Genomic DNA, 18,584 nt, shown 5'->3' on the forward strand with positions numbered 1-18,584 from the left:
TAAGGGACAGCAGCGCTTGGATATGCACAGCGACTTGCTCGACAAAGCCTGTGCGCGGATCCAGGATCTGCTGCAACCGGCCTATATCAAGGATAGCGCGCTGCGCTATGTGGCGGTCAATCTCGCCTATGCGGAACTTTTCGATGCTAGTCCGGAGGATTTCGTCGACGGCGCCAGCAACACTCTGACGGGCACTGTCGATGCCGGCGACCGCAAGGAGAAGGAAAGTCGGACTATTGTTTTCGGCAGCGACGAGGTCGCGCGGTTGTTCGATGCCGCCGGTGCGCTTTTATATGAAGTTCATATCGAGCGCTTTCTGACCGAAAACGACCATACCTATCTGTTCGGCACTATCGAGGCGATTGCGCCGAAGGCGGAGCTTTCCTCCGGCACGGCCAAGATCGTCCCATTGCGCGTTGCAGGCGGCACTTCGCCCATGTTCGACAACAAACTTCTCGACGATGCCCTCGACATGTTGGAAATGGGCATCGGCATCTACGACCGCAACGACGTGTTGCTCTATTGCAATTCGCAGCTTACCGAATATGGCCGCACGCTGGATATCGATCTGCAGGTCGGGATGAGCCTGCCCCAGATCCTGGGGCAGGCCTACGACCGCCGCCGAAAGATCTATCAGTCGGACGATCAGGTTCTTGCGCTGGGCCGGGACGGATGGCTCGCAGAGCAGATCAAACCTTTCCGGCAGCCCTATCATGAAAGCATCGATCATCTCGCCGACGGGCGCTGGCTTCGATCGGTCAACAAACGGCTGGAAAACGGTGTTCTGATCGCGATCCGCCAGGACGTCACCGATTTCAAGGAGCAGGAAATGCTGCTCCGCAATCAGGTGGCGGAAACGGAGCTGTTCCGCGCCATCCTCGAGGACCTACCGACGCCGGTCTTCGTGCGCAATGCCAGGCATGAACTGACCTATGCCAACCATGCCTATGAGCGGATGCTCGGCGACAGCCGGGACCGCTATATAGGCCAGACGGAAGCGCAGATGTTTCCCTGGGCCGCCGAACGTTTCTGGGACGAAAATGCCCGGGTTCTGGATGGCGAGAATATCGACAAGTCCGAGGACATGACCTTTCCGGACGGATCGGTCATTCCGGTCCTGACCCGTCTCCGCTCTATCCAGACCGAGGATGGCAGTAACTATCTTCTCTGCTCGCGGACGGATGTCTCGCAGATCAGCGAGGCGCAGGCGAAGGCGGAGAAGGTCAGCCGGGACCTGCAGACTATTCTCGACGCCCTTCCTGTCGGCGTCGCCATCCTGACGGATCAGTTCGATTTCGAATATGCCAATCCCGCTTTCGGGGAGTTCTGGGATACGAAGCGGAGCTTCAACCTCTCCGGCCGTTCCTACCGCGACTTCCTTCTGTTCCTTTTCGAGAGCGGCGTGTTTGCCGATTTCGGTTCCGATTTCGAAGCGATCTACGAGCAGCGAATTGCAGCGCTGACGGAGGACGGGCATCCGCCGCTGGAGATCCGCTCTCTTACCGGCAGGCAGGTGCTGATTTCGCCGTCGCGGCTTTCTGACGGCAAGCTCCTTCTCAGTTATACTGACATCACCGTCATGCGTAAGCGTGATGCGGAAATCCAGGAGGCGCGGGCGGCGCTTGAGCGTCACGGCGCGCTGATGCGCGATGCGACCAGCGCGATGTCGCAAGGGCTGCTCATCCTGCATGATGGAGAGGTCGAGCTTTCCAACGATGCGCTTGCCGCCATGCTGGAAATGCCCGCTGAGATGGTTTCTCCCGGCGCGCAGTGGCGCGATCTGTTCCGTTATTGTGTCCGTCGCGGCGATCTCGGTGCGAGTGGTGAAGCGCTTGGAACTTTCCGGTCGCTGGAAGAGAACATGGCTGCGGGCCGGCCGTTCTATGCCTCGTTCAAGATCGAGAACCGCAAATGGGTTCAGGTCGAAGCGCGGCAGACCGACAGCGACCATTGGCTTGCCGTCTTCACCGACGTTACCGACGTCAAGGCGCGCGAAGAGGACCTGACGCGGCTGCTGCAGCGCGCCGAGGCGGCCGATCGTGCCAAGTCGGAATTCCTCGCCAATATGAGCCATGAAATCCGCACGCCGATGAATGGCGTGCTCGGCATGGCGGAACTGCTGGCCAAATCCAATCTCGACACGCGGCAGAAAACCTTCATCGACATCATCGTCAAATCCGGCAATGCGCTTTTGACGATCATCAACGACATCCTCGATTTCTCGAAGATCGATGCCGGGCAGATGAAGCTTAGAAAGGCGCCATTCGATCCGGTGGAGGCGATCGAAGATGTGGCCACGCTGCTTTCGTCCGCTGCCGCCGACAAGGATATCGAACTCATCGTGCGCGGTGATGCTTCCGTGCGGGAAACTGTGCTCGGCGATGCCGGGCGCTTCCGCCAGATCGTCACCAATCTCGTCGGCAATGCGGTGAAGTTTACCGAGAAGGGGCATGTCTTCATCGACCTGAAGTCGGAACCCGTGGGAGCTTCTGACCTGATGCTGACGATCCGGATCGAGGACACCGGGCTCGGCATTCCGGACGAAAAGCTTGCCTCGGTGTTCGAAAAATTTTCGCAGGTCGATACGTCCTCGACGCGGCGGCACGAAGGCACGGGTCTGGGGCTTGCGATCACGTCGGGTCTCGTCGAACTGTTCGGCGGCTCGGTCAATGTCGAAAGCGAACTCGGACGCGGCTCGGTGTTTACCGTGAGCCTGCCGTTCCCGGTCGTCGCGGAGCGCAAGACGGAAACCGTGCTGCCGGTCAATACGAGCGGCGCGCGCGTGCTGATTGTCGACGACAATGCCGTCAATCGCCGCATCCTTTCCGAACAGCTTTCCATGTGGGGTTTCGATACGGTCGCGGCGGAAAGCGGTGCCGAGGGGTTGGCCGTCCTTGCCGAGGCAACGCGCCTCGGGATCACGGTCGATGCGATCGTGCTCGACTATCACATGCCGGAAATGAACGGGCTTGATTTCGCCAAGTCGCTGCGTGGAGACAATCGCTTCGACCGCACAGGCATCATCTTCCTGACCTCGATGGACATGGCAAATGACGAAAGCATGTTTGCCAGCCTGCAGATCCATGCGCATCTTATGAAGCCGGCGCGGGCCAACCTTCTGCGCAGCACTGTCATCGACGTGGTGCGATCGGTCAGAAGCCGGCGGCAGATGGAGGCAACTGTCGTTGCAGAGGCTATCGCGCCGATTGCAAGTCCTCAGTTGGTGACTGGTGCAAAGTCGACGCCTCCCGTTCAGGCCATGCCGTCGCTCGACGTATTGGTGGCCGAGGATAACGAGGTCAACCAGATCGTCTTCACCCAGATCCTGCAGACTACCGGCTGGTTGTTCCAAATCGTCAAGAATGGTGCGGAAGCGGTCGACGCCTGGCAGGCGCATGATCCGGCGATCATCCTCATGGATGTCTCCATGCCGGTGATGAACGGTCATCAGGCGACGCAGAAGATCCGCGAACTGGAGGAGCGCACCGGCACCCACACGCCGATCATCGGTGTGACCGCGCATGCGCTGGAAAGCGACCGCGAGCTCTGCTTCCAGGCCGGCATGGATGACTATCTGTCGAAGCCGATCAGCCCGGAAGCGCTCGAAGACAAGATCCGCACCTGGATCGGCGGCGCGCGGCTTTCAACGCAATCGCGCTGAGAGAGATGATCAGGCCGCGGCGGTCCGTGGCCGGGTCAGGCTTCTGCCGATCATCGACCCCTGCATTTCGATCAGACTGTAACCAATCGCCGCCACTGCATAGGTGAGGGGGAGGGTGATGACCAACGTCACCAGCCATCGTGTCGTATCGCTCATTTCGAAATTCCGGATCAGGAAGGCTACGACCGGCTGCATGATCAGCAGGTGGGCGAGATAGGCTCCGAAGGAGAGTTCGCCGAGCGTGTGGAAGAGCCGGTTGCCGAGCTGATTTGAGATCGTCTCCGCCACGCCGGAGATCGCCGACGGTAGGCGGTGTGCATGGACAAGCGCGAAAAAGATGGCGACCAGTGCCAGACGGACGATTTCGTGCATCGGGTTCATCACGCCGCCGACCGGAATGAGCACGAACAGGCAGGCGAGCGCCGCATAGGCAAAGGCACGCCGATTGCTCAAGTCGAGCGCTGCCGCGAGCAACATGCCGGCGGCAAAGACATGCATCTTGAGCGGCAGGAAAGTCGGCATCGGGAAATGATAGCCGATCCTTGTGACGACATAGACGGTGGCGATGCCGGCCGCGACGACACCGATCATGGATCTGACCCAGCCGAGCCGGCCGACGATGATCATGATGAAGGGAAGGGCCGCATAGAACTGCATTTCCAGCCCGATGCTCCAGTCCGGCAGTGCCGTCCGATAGCCGTATGTCGGGCTGAGGCCGAAAAGGAAGCTCAGGTGCAGCAGGTAGTTCGTGAGGCTGTCGTCGATATAGCGGGCTGCTGGCTGTGGCGGAACGGCATTGAAGGCGTCGATCGTCGAGCGGGCGTCATAGATCATCGGGCCGAGCGCCAATGCTGCGAAAAGCATGACGTAATAGAGCGGGGCGATGCGGAAGAAGCGCCTGATCCAGAAGGCGGACCATGTGCCCGGCGCCTCCCAAGGCTCCTTCTTCTTCCGAAGCTGATAGTGAAACACCATCAGGAAGCCGGAGAGCATGACGAACAGGTCGACGCCGAGGTCGGGATCGCCAATGATGGGTATGCGGAAACCCGTCAGAATGTGAGCGTGTCCGACCAGCACCCAGAGTGCTGCCAGGCCGCGTAAGCCATCCAGGCATGCGATACGGTATCCCTGCTCGGCTTTCGCCATAAGATCGTCTCCCGTTGGCATCGGCTACCCCAGCCTCATAGCCTGAAAATGTTGCAGTGCGACAAAAAGGAAAGGGATGTGGCCTCAATATGGCTCCGGTCTGCAGAACCTAACAAAACAATCAAAAAGGGGAGCCGGATGTGACGGCTCCCCTTCGCATTTCTCTGCAGCTTTCAAGCGGCTCAGCCCTGGCGGCCAGCCTTCAGGGCCGTTGCCCACGTTGCCAGCTGGTCGAGTGCTGCGTTCAGGCCCTCGTTCATCGGGGCGGTCGGGTTGAATACCTTCTGCTCGTCGATGAAGTTGGTGAAGAAGGGGATCGGAACCGTCTGTGGGATCGGCATCATGTTGAGATTGGAGATCAGCATGCGCAGTTCCTGGGCGGCACGAAGGCCGCCGGAGACGTGGGCGTAGCTCAGTACGCCGGCAGGCTTGAACGACCATTCGAGCGACAGAACCTGCAGTGCGTTGATCAGCGCGGCATTGGGGTAATAGTCATATTCCGGCGTCAGGAACAGATAGGCGTCGGCGGATGCGACGCTTTCGGCCCAGCGCTTGGTATGCTCATGCTGGTATTTCTGCATGCGCGGATGGTTCGGCTCATCGAGAAGCGGCAGGTTGAAATCGGCGAGATCGACGAGCTCGACTTCGAACTTGCCGTGTGTCTTTGCGTGTTCGGCGGCCCATTTGCCAATGGCCGGGCCCGCACGGCCGGGACGGGTGCTGCCGATGATCACGTTAAGCTTCAATGACATGCTGAAATTCCTATGTTGAACACAGGCATCTGTTTGACCCCTGCGGCACAAGGATGCAGGTGCTCATTGCGAATAGCTGCTATGTGCGGGTGCAGGGGCTATGCGGAATTCCAACGCTGGCCGTCAGATGGCCTCGTCGAATGCGTCTGCCTCGCTTTGGGTCGCGAAGTTGAATGTGACGAGTTCGCTTTCATCATCCTGACGGATGCCAACCGCCGTTACGATCAGCCGAGCAATCTCGTCCTGCGCTTCGCTTGCCGACCGGGACGGTTTCACGGCCTTTTCGATAGCCGCTGCGAATACTTCGCTGATCAGACCGAGGCGCATATTGTGCTTCATGATGATATCCCGGTCCTCAAGGATCGCCACCTGTTCAGCCTGCGGGATACCGGCATTGTCCATTGCAGTCAGCGTGGCATTGGTCGCGAGTTTGATCGGGCCTTCCTGAAGCCAGCGATCGACCATCTGGTGGAACTGACGCATGCGGGCAGCGGGAATTGTTTTCTGTACAGTGATCGACATCTGCGTTCCTTTGTCGGTTTTCAGTCAAACCGATATGCGCTCTTCGGATAGAGGATCGGTTGCGGAATTTCGAGTTTCCGGGATCAGTCGACCGCGGACGAGAGATTGGGCCGCGTGCCGCAGAGCATTTCGCGCTTGCCGGCAAAACCGGAACGGCGTTCGACGATGAAGCCGGCGGCGCCGAGGTTGCGACGGACGAAGCCCGCAGCGGCATAGGTGGCGAAGCCGCCGCCCGGTCTGGTGCGATCAAACAGCGCCTGCATCAGTTCGGGCGACCACATGGCGGGATTGCGTGACGGGGCGAAGCCATCGAGGAACCACGCATCGAAATCAGGCTCCGACGCCGTGACGCCATCGAATGCTGCGCCGCAGACAACGGTCAGGCGCGTCTGTTCGTCGAGCGCAAATGTGACATGACCGGTCGGCTCATCCGGCCATGCCGCAACAAGCGCCTGCCGCTCAGCATCGATTTGTGGCCAGCGGGAGAGCGCGCGATCGATCTCGTCGCGCTTCATCGGGTAAAGTTCGAACGAGGTGAAGTGCAGATGCGTGCCCGGCTTGCGCGTGAGTTTCCACTGCCGCCAGGTCTCACAGAAATTCAGGCCGGTGCCGAAACCGAGTTCGCCGATACGAAATCCATCTCCGGTCGGAGACATTGTCTCCCATCGCTCCGGCAGGCCGTTGCCGGAAAGGAAGACGTGGCCGCATTCCAGCCGCCCGTCGGTGCGGCAATAAAAGTGATCGCCAAATTCCTGGGAATACGGCATATCGCCTTCGTGCCAGTCGAGTGTCTGGAATGCCGGGCTTTCGCCCTCAACTGTCTTCAATTCGGGATCATTGTCGCTCATGAGCAATGCGGATAATCCGGCTGGCGCTGGCGGTCAATCTGGAGAGCGGACTATCGGTTCTGCGCGTGGCGCGGCAACCCTTCCGGCCTTTGCCGATCTGGTCATCCTCGGCGGCGGCATCATGGGCCTGTGGGCCGCGGTAAAGGCCGAGCGGCTTGGCATCCGCACCGTGCTCGTCGACAGCGGAAAACTCGGCCACGGCACGAGCGGCGGGCTGCTCGGTGCGCTGATGCCGCATATGCCGGACAAGTGGAACGACAAGAAACAGTTCCAGTTCGACGCGCTGCTTTCCCTCGAGGACGAGGTGGCGCAAATCGAGGCCGATACGGGGCTTTCATGCGGTTATCGCCGCACCGGTCGCCTGATCCCATTGCCGAAATCGCATCTGCGGGCGATCGCGTTTCGCCATTCCGAAGACGCGGCCACGCACTGGGATCAGGCCGGTCGTCGCTTTCACTGGCATGTTGCCGACCAGACACCGCATCCCGGCTGGCCGGATGCCTCGTTCTGCGAGGCCGGCATTGTGCACGATACTTTTGCCGCCAGGGTCTCGCCGCGCAAGCTGACCGAGGCGCTTGGCGCAAGCCTCAATGCCGGCCGTCACGTTACCGTGGTGGAGGGGCTTTCAGCCTCGCGCATCGACGGCGCATCGAGCCGTGTGGAATTTGCCGATGGAACGAGCATCGCCTTCGGTGCCTGCATTGTCGCCGCCGGCCATCAGGCTTTTCCGCTGATCGAGGGCTTGTCCGATCCGCTGCCGCAACCGATCGGCCAGCCGGTCAAGGGACAGGCGGCACTGCTGAGGGCCGGGGCCGATCCGGACCTGCCGCTTCTTTATCTCAATGGTCTCTATCTCGTGCCGCATGACAATGGCGATATCGCGCTCGGCAGCACCAGCGAGGAGGCTTTTGACGAACCGTACTCCACCGATCATCAGCTTGAGGATCTCGTTGCAAAGGCGAGGGCGCTCGTGCCGTCGCTCAGCGATGCTCCGGTTGTGGAACGATGGGCCGGCCTGCGCCCAAAGGCGATCGATCGCGACCCGATGGTCGGGCCGCATCCGGACAACGCGAACGTGATCGCGCTGACGGGGGGCTTCAAGGTCAGTTTCGGGGTGGCGCATCTTCTGGCCGCGGCTGCGCTTGATGCCGTTTCCGGCAGGATAATGCCGGTTCCTGCATCGTTTTTGCTGGAGAACCACCTTTCGGTCGCTTCGCGCTAAACGCGAATCTTCTTCATCTTCGTCGTTAATCTGTCACGCAAATCGCATAGGTCCCTGATCAGGGACTGAATAAGCAAATGCGTAATTAAACAGGGCGGTTGACAGGGATGCACGAGAAGGTGACGCATGCGCTATGCCATATATTTCACGCCACCGGCACATGATCCGCTGACGCTCGCCGCGTCGCAATGGCTCGGCCGTAACGCCTTTTCCGGAGACGCTACCGAGCCGCCTGCCATTCGTGGCGTCGGTCTTCACGAGATCTCCTTTCACACCGCCATCCCGCGCCGCAGCGGGTTTCACGCTGCATTGAAGGCACCCTTCCGGCTTGCGCCCGAGATCAGCGAGCCCATGCTGCTGCGGCACCTGATGCGGTTTGCAGGCTCTCACGAGCCATTCCAGCTGCCACCACTGGAAGTGGCAAGGCTCGGCAATTTCTTCGGCCTCGTGCCGGAAATTCCCTGTGAACGGATGCGACTGTTTGCCTGCGCAGTCGTGCAGGAGTTCGACGTATTTCGCGCACCGTTGTCGGATGCGGAATTCGAGCGCAGCGATCCGGGCGATCTCTCGGCTCCGCAATTCGCCAATCTCTATCGCTGGGGCCATCCTTACGTAATGGACGAGTTCCGTTTCCACATGGCGCTGACGGGGCCGCTCCTGCCGCGCGACAGCACCTTTATCGAACCGGCACTGAGAGATTATTTCTCGCCCTATCTGACAAAGCCGGTCGAGGTCGCCAACCTGGCGCTGTTCGTCGAAGAAGAGCCGGGTGCGCCGCTTCAGGTTCATTCGCTGCACCCGATGGGCCGTGTGGCAGCCCGCAAGATCGCCTGAGTACTGCTTCAGGCTGGCCGATCCGGCTGTTGCTGGCTGAACAGCAGTTTGATGAAGGTGCGGTAGCTCAGGATCTGCCGCTCCAGATGGGTCGGATCGTTCAGGACCTTGGACATGATGATGGCACCATCGAAGGTGCATGACAGCATGTTGGCGAGATCCTTCAGTTCTATCGGCTCCTGCGGCGGGTGCACCGCGGCGATCTCTTCCAGATAACCGAGGAAGCGCCTGTTCCATGAGGCAACAGAGCTGGCGTTAAGCATGTGGATCTCGCGATCGAACAATCGCTCCTGATAACAGATAGAAGCGATGATGCAGCCAGGATGCACGCCCGGCAGGTCGCGCGCCAGTTCCGACAGCAGTTTGAGGCCAATCAGGAAAGCCTGTAGCGGATCATCCGCGAGTTCTCGCCCGCGGTCGAAAATGTCGTCGAAGAGGCGGTCGTTCTCGGTCACGTAGCGGCGCAGCATCTCGCGGGCGAGTTCGTTCTTGTCGTGGAAGTGGTAGAAAAAACCGCTCTTGGTGATACCGGCTTCAGCGATGACTTCTTCGATCGAGGTCGCGGCAAAGCCCTTGGACAGCACGGATATCTGCGCGACCTCGAGGATTCGCTCGCGAGTTGCTTCACCCTTTTTCGGTACGCGGGCGTAGGAAAACTGTACCGGAGGTACGGTTTTTGCGCCATCCAGGCCTTGCCCGGCCAAATCCTCGGTCTTTCGGGACATGGTATCCCCCTGAGCGAGCTCACGTTTTCGATATGTTGCCGTGCTGTACCGCAAGCCGCGTAGATCAAAGCGTCCACCGGGCGCAAAACAAACGGGCAAGCTGCAGCTTCGGGACATGCCTGTTTTCGCGCCGCGGCGATCATATCACAGGAGATGACGATGAAAAACGATCGCCAACGCCTGCCGCATCTGGGGCAAGAGATATATCTGACCGATGGCGGGCTGGAGACGACGCTGATCTTCCACCGTGGTCTGGAACTGCCGTTTTTCGCGTCCTTCCCGCTCATCGATGATGCCAGCGGGCGCGCCGAGCTGGATGCTTATTATGAGGCCTATCTATCGCTCGCACGGAAGTATGGGCGGGGTTTCCTGCTCGATACACCGACCTGGCGGGCCAACCCGGACTGGGCGGCAAAGCTCGGATATGATCTTGCTGCACTCTGGGCGCTCAATATTCGCTCCGTCGACTATGTCGCTGGCTTGCGGGAAAAATGGCAAAGGCCGGGTATGCCCATTCTGCTCAACGGCGTGATCGGGCCGCGGGGAGACGCCTACAAGCAGGGCCGGATGTCCGTGGCCGAGGCGGAGGATTATCACGCCCATCAGATCGATGCCTTTGCCGAAACACCGGTTGATATGCTGAGCGCCATGACGATCAACACGACCGAAGAGGCGATCGGTATCGTGCGGGCTGCCAGGGAGACAGGGCTGCCCGTCGTGATCTCTTTCACGGTCGAGACCAATGGAAGGCTCGCAAACGGCATGTCCTTGCGGGAAGCGATCGAGATGACGGATGACATGACCGCAAATGGTCCCGCCTATTACATGGTCAACTGCGCCCACCCCGTCCACTTCGAACAGGCTTTCGTCGACGGTGATACCTGGCTGCACAGGATCGGCGGTGTGCGCGCCAATGCCTCTTCCAAGAGCCATGCAGAGCTGGACGAGGCGACTGAAATCGATATCGGCGATCCTCAGGAGCTCGGTCGACATTACCGCAGCCTGAGAGCACGTTATCCGTCGATGTGCGTATTGGGTGGCTGCTGTGGCACCGATCACCGGCACGTGGCAGCTATCTGCGAGGCCTGCATGCCACGAGCGGCGGCCGAATGAAGGAGAAGGTTCCATGTCTATATTTGCATTCCCTCCGGCACTATCCACGGCATTCTCTGCCCTGACGCATATTCACTGGCGTGGGCATCACGAGCTCGACATGTCCGCCGAACCGACCGTCGGGCGGCCGCCATTCGCGTCTAAGCTGGAATTCGACGAATATATGCTGCGCGATATAGGTCTCGGCGACGGGGGCTATCACGAGTGGCAGGATGATCGCCTCAACTGATCAACTCGGCTGATCACGGGGACAAGTTTGCATCTCGACATCTGCGGAACCGGTGCGCTACCGTTGCCGTAAATAATCGAGGTGGAACATGCCAATAACCATAAAAGACTACCCGCGCGATCTCGTCGGCTACGGCCGAAACAGTCCCGATCCGAAATGGCCCGGCGGCGCCAATGTCGCCGTGCAGTTCGTCATCAACTATGAAGAGGGTGGTGAAAGCTCGATCCTCGACGGCGATGCGGCTTCCGAAAACCTGTTGTCCGAGATCGTCGGCGCGGCTCCTTGGCCCGGTCAGCGCAATCTCAATATGGAATCGATCTACGAATACGGGTCGCGCGCGGGTTTCTGGCGGTTATTCCGGCTGTTTAACGAACTGAAGATGCAATGCACTGTCTATGGCGTGACACTTGCCATGGCGCGCAATCCGGAAGCGGTCGCCGCGATGAAGGAAGCAGGCTGGGAGATTGCCAGTCACGGTTACCGCTGGCTGGAATACAAGGATTTTCCGATCGACAAGGAGCGTGAGCACATCCTCGAAGCTGTGCGCCTGCACACCGAGCTTGTCGGCGAGCGGCCATACGGCATGTACCAGGGCAAGCCGTCCGACAATACACTGAAGCTTGTGATGGAAGAGGGCGGGTTTCTCTATTCCTCCGACAGCTATGCGGACGATCTGCCCTATTGGGTGCCGGGCAGCGATGGCAAGCCGTTCCTGATCATTCCCTATACGCTCGAGACCAACGACATGCGGTTTGCCACGCCGCAGGGGTTCAATTCCGGCGATCAGTTCTTCGCCTATCTCAAGGATGCCTTCGACACGCTTTACCGCGAGGGCGAGGAAGGCAGCCCGAAGATGATGTCGGTCGGCCTGCATTGCCGTCTCGTGGGGCGTCCGGGCCGTATCGCGGCGCTGCGCCGGTTCATGGAATATGTCGCGTCGCACGACAAGGTCTGGGTTCCGCAGCGTATCGAGATCGCAAAACACTGGCATGAGCACCACAAGCCGGCTCACCGGCCTGCAGGTGCCGCATGACGGCAAGAGGGGATTTCATCGCGACCTTCGGCGGCGTGTTCGAGCATTCGCCTTTCATAGCGGAACGCGCCTATGATGCCGGCCTTATCTTCGTGCCTTTGACCGCGAAGGGCGTGCATGCGGCGATGGTCTCGGAGTTTCGCAAGGCGGGCGCAGGAGAACGGCTTGCCGTGCTGCGCTCGCATCCCGATCTGGCGGGCAGGCTTGCGATCGCCGGCGAGCTGACCGAAGACAGCAAACAGGAACAGGCCGGCGCCGGCCTCGACCGATTGAGCGCCGAAGAGCACGCCCGCTTCACGACCCTGAATGCCGCCTATACGACGAAATTTGGATTTCCGTTCATCATTGCGGTGAAAGGGCTGAACAAGGACGATATTCTGGCAGCTTTCGAGACGCGCATATCCAACAGCGCCGAGGAAGAGTTCGCGACCGCCTGCGCGCAGGTGGAGCGGATCGCGCATCTGCGATTGCTGGCGCTTTTACCCCAAGGGTGAGGGGCACGCTTTCTTCCACATTCGCTGTCGCCTATAGTGGTGATGACAGGAGTAGTGCCGATGCGACCGTCGGAAGTGCTTGAAAAGAACCGCGAGGCGATCCGCGAAGCGACGAAACGCTTCAATGCGGCGAACCCGCGCGTCTTCGGCTCGGTCGCCCGCGGCGAGGATGGGCCTGATAGCGATATCGATATCCTCGTCGATGCCTTGCCGGGAAGCACGCTTTTCAGCCTTGGCGGGCTCCAATACGAGCTGGAGCAGATGTTTGGCGGGATCAAGGTGGACTTGCTCACACCGGGTGATCTGCCGGCCATGATACGATCCCGCGTGCTCGCTGAGGCGAAGCCTTTATGACAGACAAAACACGCTTGTATCTGCATCAAATGCGGACTGCCGCGGCGGATGCCTGTCGCTTTGTTGAAGGCGTGGATCGCGAAGCTTTTCTGAATGATCTGATGATTCAGAGAGCTGTGGGCATGAGCATACTCATGCTTGGTGAAGCCGTTGTCCGCATGGCCCGGGAAAATCCCGAATTTCTCAAAGAACATCCCGAAGTGCCGTGGTCCGAGATCCAGGGCCTGCGCAATCGTATAGCACACGGCTATTTTGAAATAGATCTCAACATAGTCTGGGAGACAGTGCGTGTCTCGCTCCCTGACTTTTTGGAAAAGCTGCAAGTCGTTGAAAATTGGCATGCGCAAGGCGAATGAATTGACCGAAATTCTCGAAATCCTGCCTCTCACCCAAGAAGCCTTCGCGCCCTATGGCGATGTCATCGAGGCCGATCCTTCGAAGATGCGGCTGATCAATAATGGTACGACGGAGCGTTATCATGCGCTGGCAAAGCCGGTGGTGGTCGGCGCGCCCGAGCGGCTGATCTTCAATATCTTTCGTGGCCAGCCGCGGCAGTTTCCCTACGAAGTCGGCATGATGGAGCGGCATCCCTTTGGCAGCCAGAGTTTCGCGCCGCTTTCCGGCCGACCGTTTCTCGTCGGCGTGTCGGATGATGTGGATGGCAAACCGGGGAGGCCGAGAATATTTCTGGCTGCGGCGCATCAGGGGGTGAACTATTTCCCCAATACCTGGCATCATCCGCTGATGGCGCTCGGCGGGGTCAGCGATTTCCTCGTTGTCGACCGTGACAATACCGCCGCCAATCTCGAAGAGTTCTTTTTCGAGATGCCCTATCAGATTTCGGAGCCAAGCCTATGACCGGTCTCACCACTCATGTGCTCGATACGGCAAGCGGCAAGCCGGCCGAAGGGCTTGTGATCGAGCTTTACCGGATCGAGGGAGCCACGCGGACGACGGTCAAGTCGATGAAGACCAATGCGGATGGGCGGGTCGATGGCGGACCTATCCTGATCGGAGAGACTTTTGTCGCCGGAACCTATGAGCTGGTTTTCCATGCGGGCGATTATCTGCGTGCCCAAGGCATCACTCTTGCCGAGCCGGCTTTTCTTGACGTTATTCCGATCCGTTTCGGCATTTCCGATATCACGGCGCATTATCATGTGCCCTTGCTCATCTCACCTTACGGCTATTCCACCTATAGGGGCAGTTGATGCGTTTTGCTGCGATCGCCGATGTTCATGGAAATCGTGCGGCTCTGAAAGCCGTGCTTGATGACATCTCTGCGCTCGGCATTCGCGACATCGTCAATCTCGGCGATTGTTTCAGCGGGCCGCTTGAGGCGGATCAGACAGGCGCGCTTCTGTTGCTGCTCGACCTGAAGGCTGAGCGAACAGTACGTGGCAATCACGATCGCTACCTTGTCGAGAAGACTGCCGATCAACTGGAGGCGTCGGACGCGCATGCGCATCGCCAGATGTCGCCCCGGCATTTCGACTGGCTGCGCAAACTGCCGTTCAGCATGATCTGGCGAGATGAGGTTTTCCTCTGCCATGCGACGCCTAAAGACGACAATCTTTATTGGCTGGAGACGGTCTCGCCGCAGGGGCATGTCACCTTGCGCCCTCAAGATGAGATCGAGGTGCTGGCGGAGGGCATCGAGCAGTCGCTCATTCTCTGCGGCCACAGTCATATTGCGCGCATGGTGTCGCTGTCCGACGGTCGGCTGATCGTCAATCCCGGCAGCGTCGGCCAACCTGCCTATGACGATGACGCGCCTTTCTACCACAAGGTGGAAACCGGCCACGCCATGGCTTCTTATGCGGTGATCGAGAAGACGGGGCACGGCTGGGCGCCGCTTTTCCGCAACGTACCCTATGACCACATGGCAATGTCGAGGCTTGCTGCCGCCAATGGCCGGGCTGAATGGGCAAGCGCGCTAGCAACAGGACGTGTGTAAAACATCCTGATGATCCGGACACGGCTATTTCTGGAAACCATTCGGCAAGGCTTCCTGCCGATACTCCTATCCGATTCGACAGGAGATGATTCCATGGCCCCATCGCGCGCAAAATCAGGCTCGAAACGCAAGAGCAGCAGACGTGCGCCGTCGCGGTCTGGATCCTCGTTCTGGCCGTGGATGGCTGCGCTCGTCGCGATCGGTGGCGGCATTGCGCTTTACGACAATTTTTCACCGGCCCGGAAGTTCGTCGCCAGCCTGACGACAGATAAGCCAGCTCACACGACCACACGGGAAGAGACGCGGGAAAAGGTGGCTGTGGCCAAGCCGCAGCCCGCACCATCACATCGCAGTGTCACTCCCGTTCCACCACGTCCGGTCGGACCGCCGGATCAGACCCAGACAGCCGCAATCATTCCACCGGCGCCGGTCGGCAAGCCGGGTCTGGAGGTTGCCTCCCTGTCTGCTGCTGCTCCGAAATCCGGTGAAAGCCTTGCTGGCGGCTATCAAGGCAAATTCTTTCTCTGTGGCACGGCCAAGCAGGACGATTGCGTGGTGACCGCTGACCGCTTCGTTTTCCACGGCCAGAAAATTCGTCTTGTCGGCATTGAGGTCCCGGATATCAAAAAGCCCCGTTGCGAGGCTGAGCGGATCAAGGCCAGTGATGCGAAACTTCGGGTGCGGGCCTTCCTCGATTCCGGCCCGTTCGAACTCGTCACCTGGCAGGGCAACAATTCCGCGGTTGACGGGCATCAGCTGCGCGACGTGACCCGCAACGGCCGGTCGCTCGCCGACGTGCTGGTCAATGAAGGTCTCGCCAAACGCCCGGGAGCCGGCAAAGGCGGCTGGTGCGGCTGACGGGGCCCTATCTGTTTTTGAAGACGGTGCAGGCACCGTCTGCAGCCTTGATCGCGGCGCAGAGTTTCGTCGCCTCCTGCCGCGTCTCGCGGCCGATCCTTGCGGCATAACGGGGGCGATATCCGAAATTGCCGCCGCGTTGCCTGACGATCAGCGCCCGCTCCTCATTCAGCGGTGCCGGCAGGTCAAGGATCGCGCGGGTGAACAGGCGGTCGACGACGGCGGGGCGATGATGTGCCGCCAGCTGAACGCCCCACGGCGCCCAGTCGGCGGAGGTGGTCAGTACCGGTTCCGTCATCCGACGTGTTGAAGCCAGTGTCGTGCAGGCCTCAAGAAAGGATTGCTGCTTGTCGAGAGGTGGAGCCGCGATTTCCGGCGGGTCGTCACGCCATGTCTCGATCAGCGTGCCGGTAATGGCAAAGACATAGTCGCGTGTCTCGATCGGCAGTCTTTCGGAAGCGAGAAAGCGAGAAAAGCCATTCTCTCCCGCGTTATAGGCTGCAGCCGCAAAGCCGAGATTGCCGAAACGGATGCTCATTTCTTTTAAGTAGGCGGCGGAAGCATCCAGCGCGTCGAGGACATGAAAACTGTTGCCGAGGCCGCGGATCCTTGCCGTCGATGGCATGAACTGGGCGATACCTTCCGCTCCCTTATGGCTGACGGCTTCCGGGCGGAACAGGCTTTCCCGCCAGATAAGACGCGCGAAAAATTCAGGTGGAATGGCGTGGCTATTGGCCGATCTCTCGATCGCGCTGCAAAGATCGGCATTGAAGAAGTCCTTGCGGATGCAGGTCGGCTTGCCGCCGACAGATCGCTCGTAGAGGCAAGCCGATTCTTCGCGCTTGGTGGTCTCGGCTTTTTCGGACGCAATACCGCTCCCTGCGCCGAGCATGGCCAGAGTTGTCGCCGCCACCGCAAATGACTGCAAAAAGCCGCCCATTTAGCCCCCGCCGCATGTGGAGGCATCCTAACCGGCTTTCCGCATTATCCCAAATCAGAAGGGAGAGGAGGCGATGATATTCGTGCCGCAATCCTTGATGTCGCGCTTGCCGCACAGAGCCATGGTGATGTCCATCTCCTTGCTGATGATTTCGAGCGCCGTCGTCACGCCCGGCTTGCCCATCGCGCCGAGGCCGTAGAGGAAGGGGCGGCCGATATAGGTGCCCTTTGCGCCGAGCGCCACGGCCTTCAGCACATCCTGTCCGGAGCGGATGCCGCCATCGAAATGCACTTCCATCCGGTCGCCGACCGCATCGACCATCTTTGGCAGCATGGAGATCGAGGAGGGAGCGCCGTCGAGCTGCCTGCCGCCATGGTTGGAGACGATCAGGGCGTCAGCGCCCGTATCGGCGGCGGCGCGGGCGTCTTCCTCGTCGAGAATGCCCTTGATGATCAGCTTGCCGCCCCATAGGTCCTTGATCCAGCGGATATCGTCCCAGGAAAGCCGCGGATCGAACTGTTCCGCCGTCCAGGCTGAGAGCGAGGAGAGGTCGGAGACATTGCTTGCATGGCCGACGATATTGCCGAAGCCGCGGCGTTTGGTCTGCAACATGTCCAGGCACCAGAACGGTTTGGTGGCCAGCTGGAAGGCGCTGTTCAGCGTCCATTTCGGCGGGGCGGAAAGACCGTTGCGGAGGTCCTTGTGGCGCTGACCCAAAATCTGCAGGTCGGCGGTGACAACCAGCGCTCCGCATCCGGCGGCCTTGGCGCGGCCGATCAGGCGCTCGATGAAGCCGCGATCCTTCATCACGTAAAGCTGGAACCAGAAGGGCTTCGAGGTGACCGATTTCACATCCTCGATCGAGCATATGCTCATGGTCGAGAGCGTGAAGGGCACGCCGAATTCTTCCGCAGCCTTGGCCGCCAGCATTTCGCCATCGGCATGCTGCATGCCGGTCAAGCCCGTCGGTGCGAGCGCGACAGGCATCGAGACATCCTGGCCGACCATGGTGGTCGCCAGCGAGCGGTTGGTCATGTCGACCAGCACGCGCTGACGCAGCTTGATCTTGGAAAAATCGTCCTCGTTGGCGCGGTAGGTGCCTTCAGTCCATGCGCCGCTATCGGCATAATCGAAGAACATTTTCGGCACCCGACGACGGGCCATTGTCTTCAGATCGGCGATGGTAAGCGGCTTGGACATGATAATCGGTTCCTCCTGAAATTGATTTCAGACAGGTAGCATATCGATGCCCGGAGGAAACTGGAATTCGAGCCTTCAGGCATTTTTTGCGGTGCTCGCCGAGAGGTTTCAAATCTGATAAGAGTCCCAATATCGGTACGATATATAGTGCTTAATATAGCTCCAATGAGGTGAGACGATGCAGCGTGTCGAAGCGGAAATGGCAGTCAGCGTATCGGATCTGAAGAAGAATCCGAGTGCGGTGATTGATGGAGCAGCGGGCGGTGCGGTGGCCATTCTCAACCATAACCGGGTTATGGCCTATATGGTGCCGGCCGATACCTATGAAGCCCTGATAGACGCCTTGGATGACCAGGCACTTGTCGAGATTGCCAAGGCGCGCGCCGGTGAAAAGGGTGTGCCGGTCGATCTCGATGACCTATAGGCTCGAATTTCTGCCGGTAGCGCGGAAGGAGTGGGACAAGCTCGGCGCGACCGTGAGGGAGCAGTTCAAACGAAAGCTCTCCGAACGGCTGCAGCGACCGAAAGTGCAGGCCGACGCGTTGCGCGGCCTGCCGGATCACTACAAGATAAAGCTTCGATCCGCCGGATATCGACTGGTTTATCGTATCGAGGATGAGCGGATAACCGTCGTTGTCGTTGCGGTTGGGCGTCGCGAGCATTCCGAGGTCTACAAGAGCGCCAAGACGCGATAGC

At 59.7% G+C, this 18,584-nt stretch carries 22 protein-coding genes; 15 read left to right on the forward strand and 7 right to left on the reverse strand.

What is annotated here, in order from left to right:
• Positions 1-22: 22 nt before the first annotated feature.
• Entirely contained in the window at positions 23-3,661 is a 3,639-nt protein-coding gene (locus GGE33_RS03680) for a PAS domain-containing hybrid sensor histidine kinase/response regulator (RefSeq protein WP_183822326.1), read from the forward strand.
• 9 nt (positions 3,662-3,670) lie between these two features.
• Here the strand turns inward: GGE33_RS03680 and GGE33_RS03685 are convergent, their stop codons facing one another.
• The 4 genes from GGE33_RS03685 to mnmC2 form a co-directional block, all read right to left on the reverse strand.
• Positions 3,671-4,807 carry an acyltransferase family protein gene (locus GGE33_RS03685; protein ID WP_183821281.1) on the reverse strand — a complete coding sequence of 379 codons (1,137 nt, stop codon included), beginning with the start codon at positions 4,805-4,807 and terminating at the stop codon, positions 3,671-3,673.
• Positions 4,808-4,989: 182 nt separating this feature from the next.
• Entirely contained in the window at positions 4,990-5,559 is a 570-nt protein-coding gene (locus tag GGE33_RS03690; protein ID WP_183821282.1) for an NADPH-dependent FMN reductase, read from the reverse strand.
• Positions 5,560-5,682: 123 nt separating this feature from the next.
• A complete protein-coding gene (locus tag GGE33_RS03695) occupies positions 5,683-6,081 on the reverse strand; it encodes a hypothetical protein (RefSeq protein ID WP_183821283.1) in 399 nt (132 codons plus the stop codon).
• Positions 6,082-6,164: 83 nt separating this feature from the next.
• The gene (gene mnmC2, locus GGE33_RS03700) at positions 6,165-6,929 is read right to left on the reverse strand and encodes a tRNA (5-methylaminomethyl-2-thiouridine)(34)-methyltransferase MnmC2 (RefSeq protein ID WP_183821284.1); all 765 of its coding nucleotides are present in this window, start codon (positions 6,927-6,929) and stop codon (positions 6,165-6,167) included.
• Here mnmC2 and GGE33_RS03705 point away from each other — a divergent pair.
• Together GGE33_RS03705 and GGE33_RS03710 are read left to right on the forward strand one after the other, a co-directional pair.
• Entirely contained in the window at positions 6,928-8,151 is a 1,224-nt protein-coding gene (locus GGE33_RS03705; protein WP_183821285.1) for an NAD(P)/FAD-dependent oxidoreductase, read from the forward strand. The genes mnmC2 and GGE33_RS03705 overlap by 2 nt on opposite strands.
• Before the next feature lie 126 nt (positions 8,152-8,277).
• Complete coding sequence (locus GGE33_RS03710) at positions 8,278-8,985, forward strand: DUF1045 domain-containing protein (protein WP_183821286.1); 708 nt, start codon at positions 8,278-8,280, stop codon at positions 8,983-8,985.
• Between the two features lie 8 nt (positions 8,986-8,993).
• On the opposite strand, the gene GGE33_RS03715 is transcribed toward GGE33_RS03710, so the two are convergent.
• Entirely contained in the window at positions 8,994-9,710 is a 717-nt protein-coding gene (locus GGE33_RS03715; protein ID WP_183821287.1) for a TetR/AcrR family transcriptional regulator, read from the reverse strand.
• Positions 9,711-9,869: 159 nt separating this feature from the next.
• On the opposite strand from GGE33_RS03715, the gene GGE33_RS03720 reads away from it, so the two are divergent.
• The 10 genes from GGE33_RS03720 to GGE33_RS03765 all read left to right on the forward strand — a co-directional run bounded on the left by GGE33_RS03720 (position 9,870) and on the right by GGE33_RS03765 (position 15,748).
• The gene (locus tag GGE33_RS03720; protein ID WP_183821288.1) at positions 9,870-10,823 is read left to right on the forward strand and encodes a homocysteine S-methyltransferase family protein; all 954 of its coding nucleotides are present in this window, start codon (positions 9,870-9,872) and stop codon (positions 10,821-10,823) included.
• Positions 10,824-10,836: 13 nt separating this feature from the next.
• Positions 10,837-11,052 carry a hypothetical protein gene (locus GGE33_RS03725; RefSeq protein ID WP_148145721.1) on the forward strand — a complete coding sequence of 72 codons (216 nt, stop codon included), beginning with the start codon at positions 10,837-10,839 and terminating at the stop codon, positions 11,050-11,052.
• Between the two features lie 88 nt (positions 11,053-11,140).
• The gene (puuE, locus tag GGE33_RS03730; RefSeq protein ID WP_210297826.1) at positions 11,141-12,085 is read left to right on the forward strand and encodes an allantoinase PuuE; all 945 of its coding nucleotides are present in this window, start codon (positions 11,141-11,143) and stop codon (positions 12,083-12,085) included.
• The gene (gene uraD / locus GGE33_RS03735) at positions 12,082-12,579 is read left to right on the forward strand and encodes a 2-oxo-4-hydroxy-4-carboxy-5-ureidoimidazoline decarboxylase (protein ID WP_148145720.1); all 498 of its coding nucleotides are present in this window, start codon (positions 12,082-12,084) and stop codon (positions 12,577-12,579) included. Before puuE ends, uraD begins: the two co-directional genes overlap by 4 nt.
• Positions 12,580-12,639: 60 nt before the next feature.
• Positions 12,640-12,933 carry a nucleotidyltransferase family protein gene (locus tag GGE33_RS03740; RefSeq protein WP_148145719.1) on the forward strand — a complete coding sequence of 98 codons (294 nt, stop codon included), beginning with the start codon at positions 12,640-12,642 and terminating at the stop codon, positions 12,931-12,933.
• Complete coding sequence (locus GGE33_RS03745) at positions 12,930-13,289, forward strand: HepT-like ribonuclease domain-containing protein (protein ID WP_210303565.1); 360 nt, start codon at positions 12,930-12,932, stop codon at positions 13,287-13,289. Before GGE33_RS03740 ends, GGE33_RS03745 begins: the two co-directional genes overlap by 4 nt.
• A 1-nt stretch (position 13,290) precedes the next feature.
• Entirely contained in the window at positions 13,291-13,791 is a 501-nt protein-coding gene (locus GGE33_RS03750) for an ureidoglycolate lyase (RefSeq protein WP_183822329.1), read from the forward strand.
• A complete protein-coding gene (gene uraH, locus GGE33_RS03755) occupies positions 13,788-14,144 on the forward strand; it encodes a hydroxyisourate hydrolase (RefSeq protein ID WP_183821289.1) in 357 nt (118 codons plus the stop codon). The genes GGE33_RS03750 and uraH overlap by 4 nt, the downstream gene beginning before the upstream one ends.
• Positions 14,144-14,890: a metallophosphoesterase family protein gene (locus GGE33_RS03760; RefSeq protein WP_183821290.1), complete on the forward strand. Its 747-nt coding sequence runs from the start codon at positions 14,144-14,146 to the stop codon at positions 14,888-14,890. Before uraH ends, GGE33_RS03760 begins: the two co-directional genes overlap by 1 nt.
• A gap of 93 nt (positions 14,891-14,983) precedes the next feature.
• Positions 14,984-15,748, forward strand: a complete 765-nt coding sequence (locus GGE33_RS03765; RefSeq protein WP_183821291.1) for a hypothetical protein — start codon at positions 14,984-14,986, stop codon at positions 15,746-15,748.
• Positions 15,749-15,755: 7 nt separating this feature from the next.
• On the opposite strand, the gene GGE33_RS03770 is transcribed toward GGE33_RS03765, so the two are convergent.
• Both GGE33_RS03770 and GGE33_RS03775 read right to left on the reverse strand, forming a co-directional pair.
• Positions 15,756-16,688: a lytic transglycosylase domain-containing protein gene (locus tag GGE33_RS03770; protein ID WP_183821292.1), complete on the reverse strand. Its 933-nt coding sequence runs from the start codon at positions 16,686-16,688 to the stop codon at positions 15,756-15,758.
• Between the two features lie 54 nt (positions 16,689-16,742).
• Positions 16,743-17,888: an alpha-hydroxy acid oxidase gene (locus tag GGE33_RS03775; RefSeq protein WP_183821293.1), complete on the reverse strand. Its 1,146-nt coding sequence runs from the start codon at positions 17,886-17,888 to the stop codon at positions 16,743-16,745.
• Between the two features lie 178 nt (positions 17,889-18,066).
• On the opposite strand from GGE33_RS03775, the gene GGE33_RS03780 reads away from it, so the two are divergent.
• On the forward strand, positions 18,067-18,312 hold the full coding sequence (locus GGE33_RS03780) for a type II toxin-antitoxin system Phd/YefM family antitoxin (protein WP_183821294.1): 246 nt from the start codon (positions 18,067-18,069) through the stop codon (positions 18,310-18,312).
• Positions 18,302-18,583, forward strand: coding sequence for a type II toxin-antitoxin system RelE family toxin (locus GGE33_RS03785; protein WP_183821295.1), 282 nt, complete (start codon positions 18,302-18,304; stop codon positions 18,581-18,583). The genes GGE33_RS03780 and GGE33_RS03785 overlap by 11 nt, the downstream gene beginning before the upstream one ends.
• Position 18,584 lies beyond the last annotated feature (1 nt).

It is taken from the genome of Aliirhizobium cellulosilyticum (assembly GCF_014198105.1).
Lineage (GTDB): Bacteria > Pseudomonadota > Alphaproteobacteria > Rhizobiales > Rhizobiaceae > Neorhizobium > Neorhizobium cellulosilyticum.

Coding starts and splice junctions, on each gene's coding strand:
- GGE33_RS03690 (WP_183821282.1), bottom strand. CDS start 5,559: ATGTCATTGAAGCTTAACGTGATCATCGGCAGCACCCGTCCCGGCCGT.
- puuE (WP_210297826.1), top strand. CDS start 11,141: ATGCCAATAACCATAAAAGACTACCCGCGCGATCTCGTCGGCTACGGC.
- GGE33_RS03785 (WP_183821295.1), top strand. CDS start 18,302: ATGACCTATAGGCTCGAATTTCTGCCGGTAGCGCGGAAGGAGTGGGAC.
- GGE33_RS03685 (WP_183821281.1), bottom strand. CDS start 4,807: ATGGCGAAAGCCGAGCAGGGATACCGTATCGCATGCCTGGATGGCTTA.
- GGE33_RS03725 (WP_148145721.1), top strand. CDS start 10,837: ATGTCTATATTTGCATTCCCTCCGGCACTATCCACGGCATTCTCTGCC.
- mnmC2 (WP_183821284.1), bottom strand. CDS start 6,929: ATGAGCGACAATGATCCCGAATTGAAGACAGTTGAGGGCGAAAGCCCG.
- GGE33_RS03715 (WP_183821287.1), bottom strand. CDS start 9,710: ATGTCCCGAAAGACCGAGGATTTGGCCGGGCAAGGCCTGGATGGCGCA.
- GGE33_RS03695 (WP_183821283.1), bottom strand. CDS start 6,081: ATGTCGATCACTGTACAGAAAACAATTCCCGCTGCCCGCATGCGTCAG.
- GGE33_RS03770 (WP_183821292.1), bottom strand. CDS start 16,688: ATGGGCGGCTTTTTGCAGTCATTTGCGGTGGCGGCGACAACTCTGGCC.
- GGE33_RS03705 (WP_183821285.1), top strand. CDS start 6,928: ATGAGCAATGCGGATAATCCGGCTGGCGCTGGCGGTCAATCTGGAGAG.
- GGE33_RS03740 (WP_148145719.1), top strand. CDS start 12,640: ATGCGACCGTCGGAAGTGCTTGAAAAGAACCGCGAGGCGATCCGCGAA.
- GGE33_RS03710 (WP_183821286.1), top strand. CDS start 8,278: ATGCGCTATGCCATATATTTCACGCCACCGGCACATGATCCGCTGACG.
- GGE33_RS03780 (WP_183821294.1), top strand. CDS start 18,067: ATGCAGCGTGTCGAAGCGGAAATGGCAGTCAGCGTATCGGATCTGAAG.
- uraD (WP_148145720.1), top strand. CDS start 12,082: ATGACGGCAAGAGGGGATTTCATCGCGACCTTCGGCGGCGTGTTCGAG.
- GGE33_RS03765 (WP_183821291.1), top strand. CDS start 14,984: ATGGCCCCATCGCGCGCAAAATCAGGCTCGAAACGCAAGAGCAGCAGA.
- uraH (WP_183821289.1), top strand. CDS start 13,788: ATGACCGGTCTCACCACTCATGTGCTCGATACGGCAAGCGGCAAGCCG.
- GGE33_RS03680 (WP_183822326.1), top strand. CDS start 23: ATGCACAGCGACTTGCTCGACAAAGCCTGTGCGCGGATCCAGGATCTG.
- GGE33_RS03720 (WP_183821288.1), top strand. CDS start 9,870: ATGAAAAACGATCGCCAACGCCTGCCGCATCTGGGGCAAGAGATATAT.
- GGE33_RS03775 (WP_183821293.1), bottom strand. CDS start 17,888: ATGTCCAAGCCGCTTACCATCGCCGATCTGAAGACAATGGCCCGTCGT.
- GGE33_RS03760 (WP_183821290.1), top strand. CDS start 14,144: ATGCGTTTTGCTGCGATCGCCGATGTTCATGGAAATCGTGCGGCTCTG.
- GGE33_RS03745 (WP_210303565.1), top strand. CDS start 12,930: ATGACAGACAAAACACGCTTGTATCTGCATCAAATGCGGACTGCCGCG.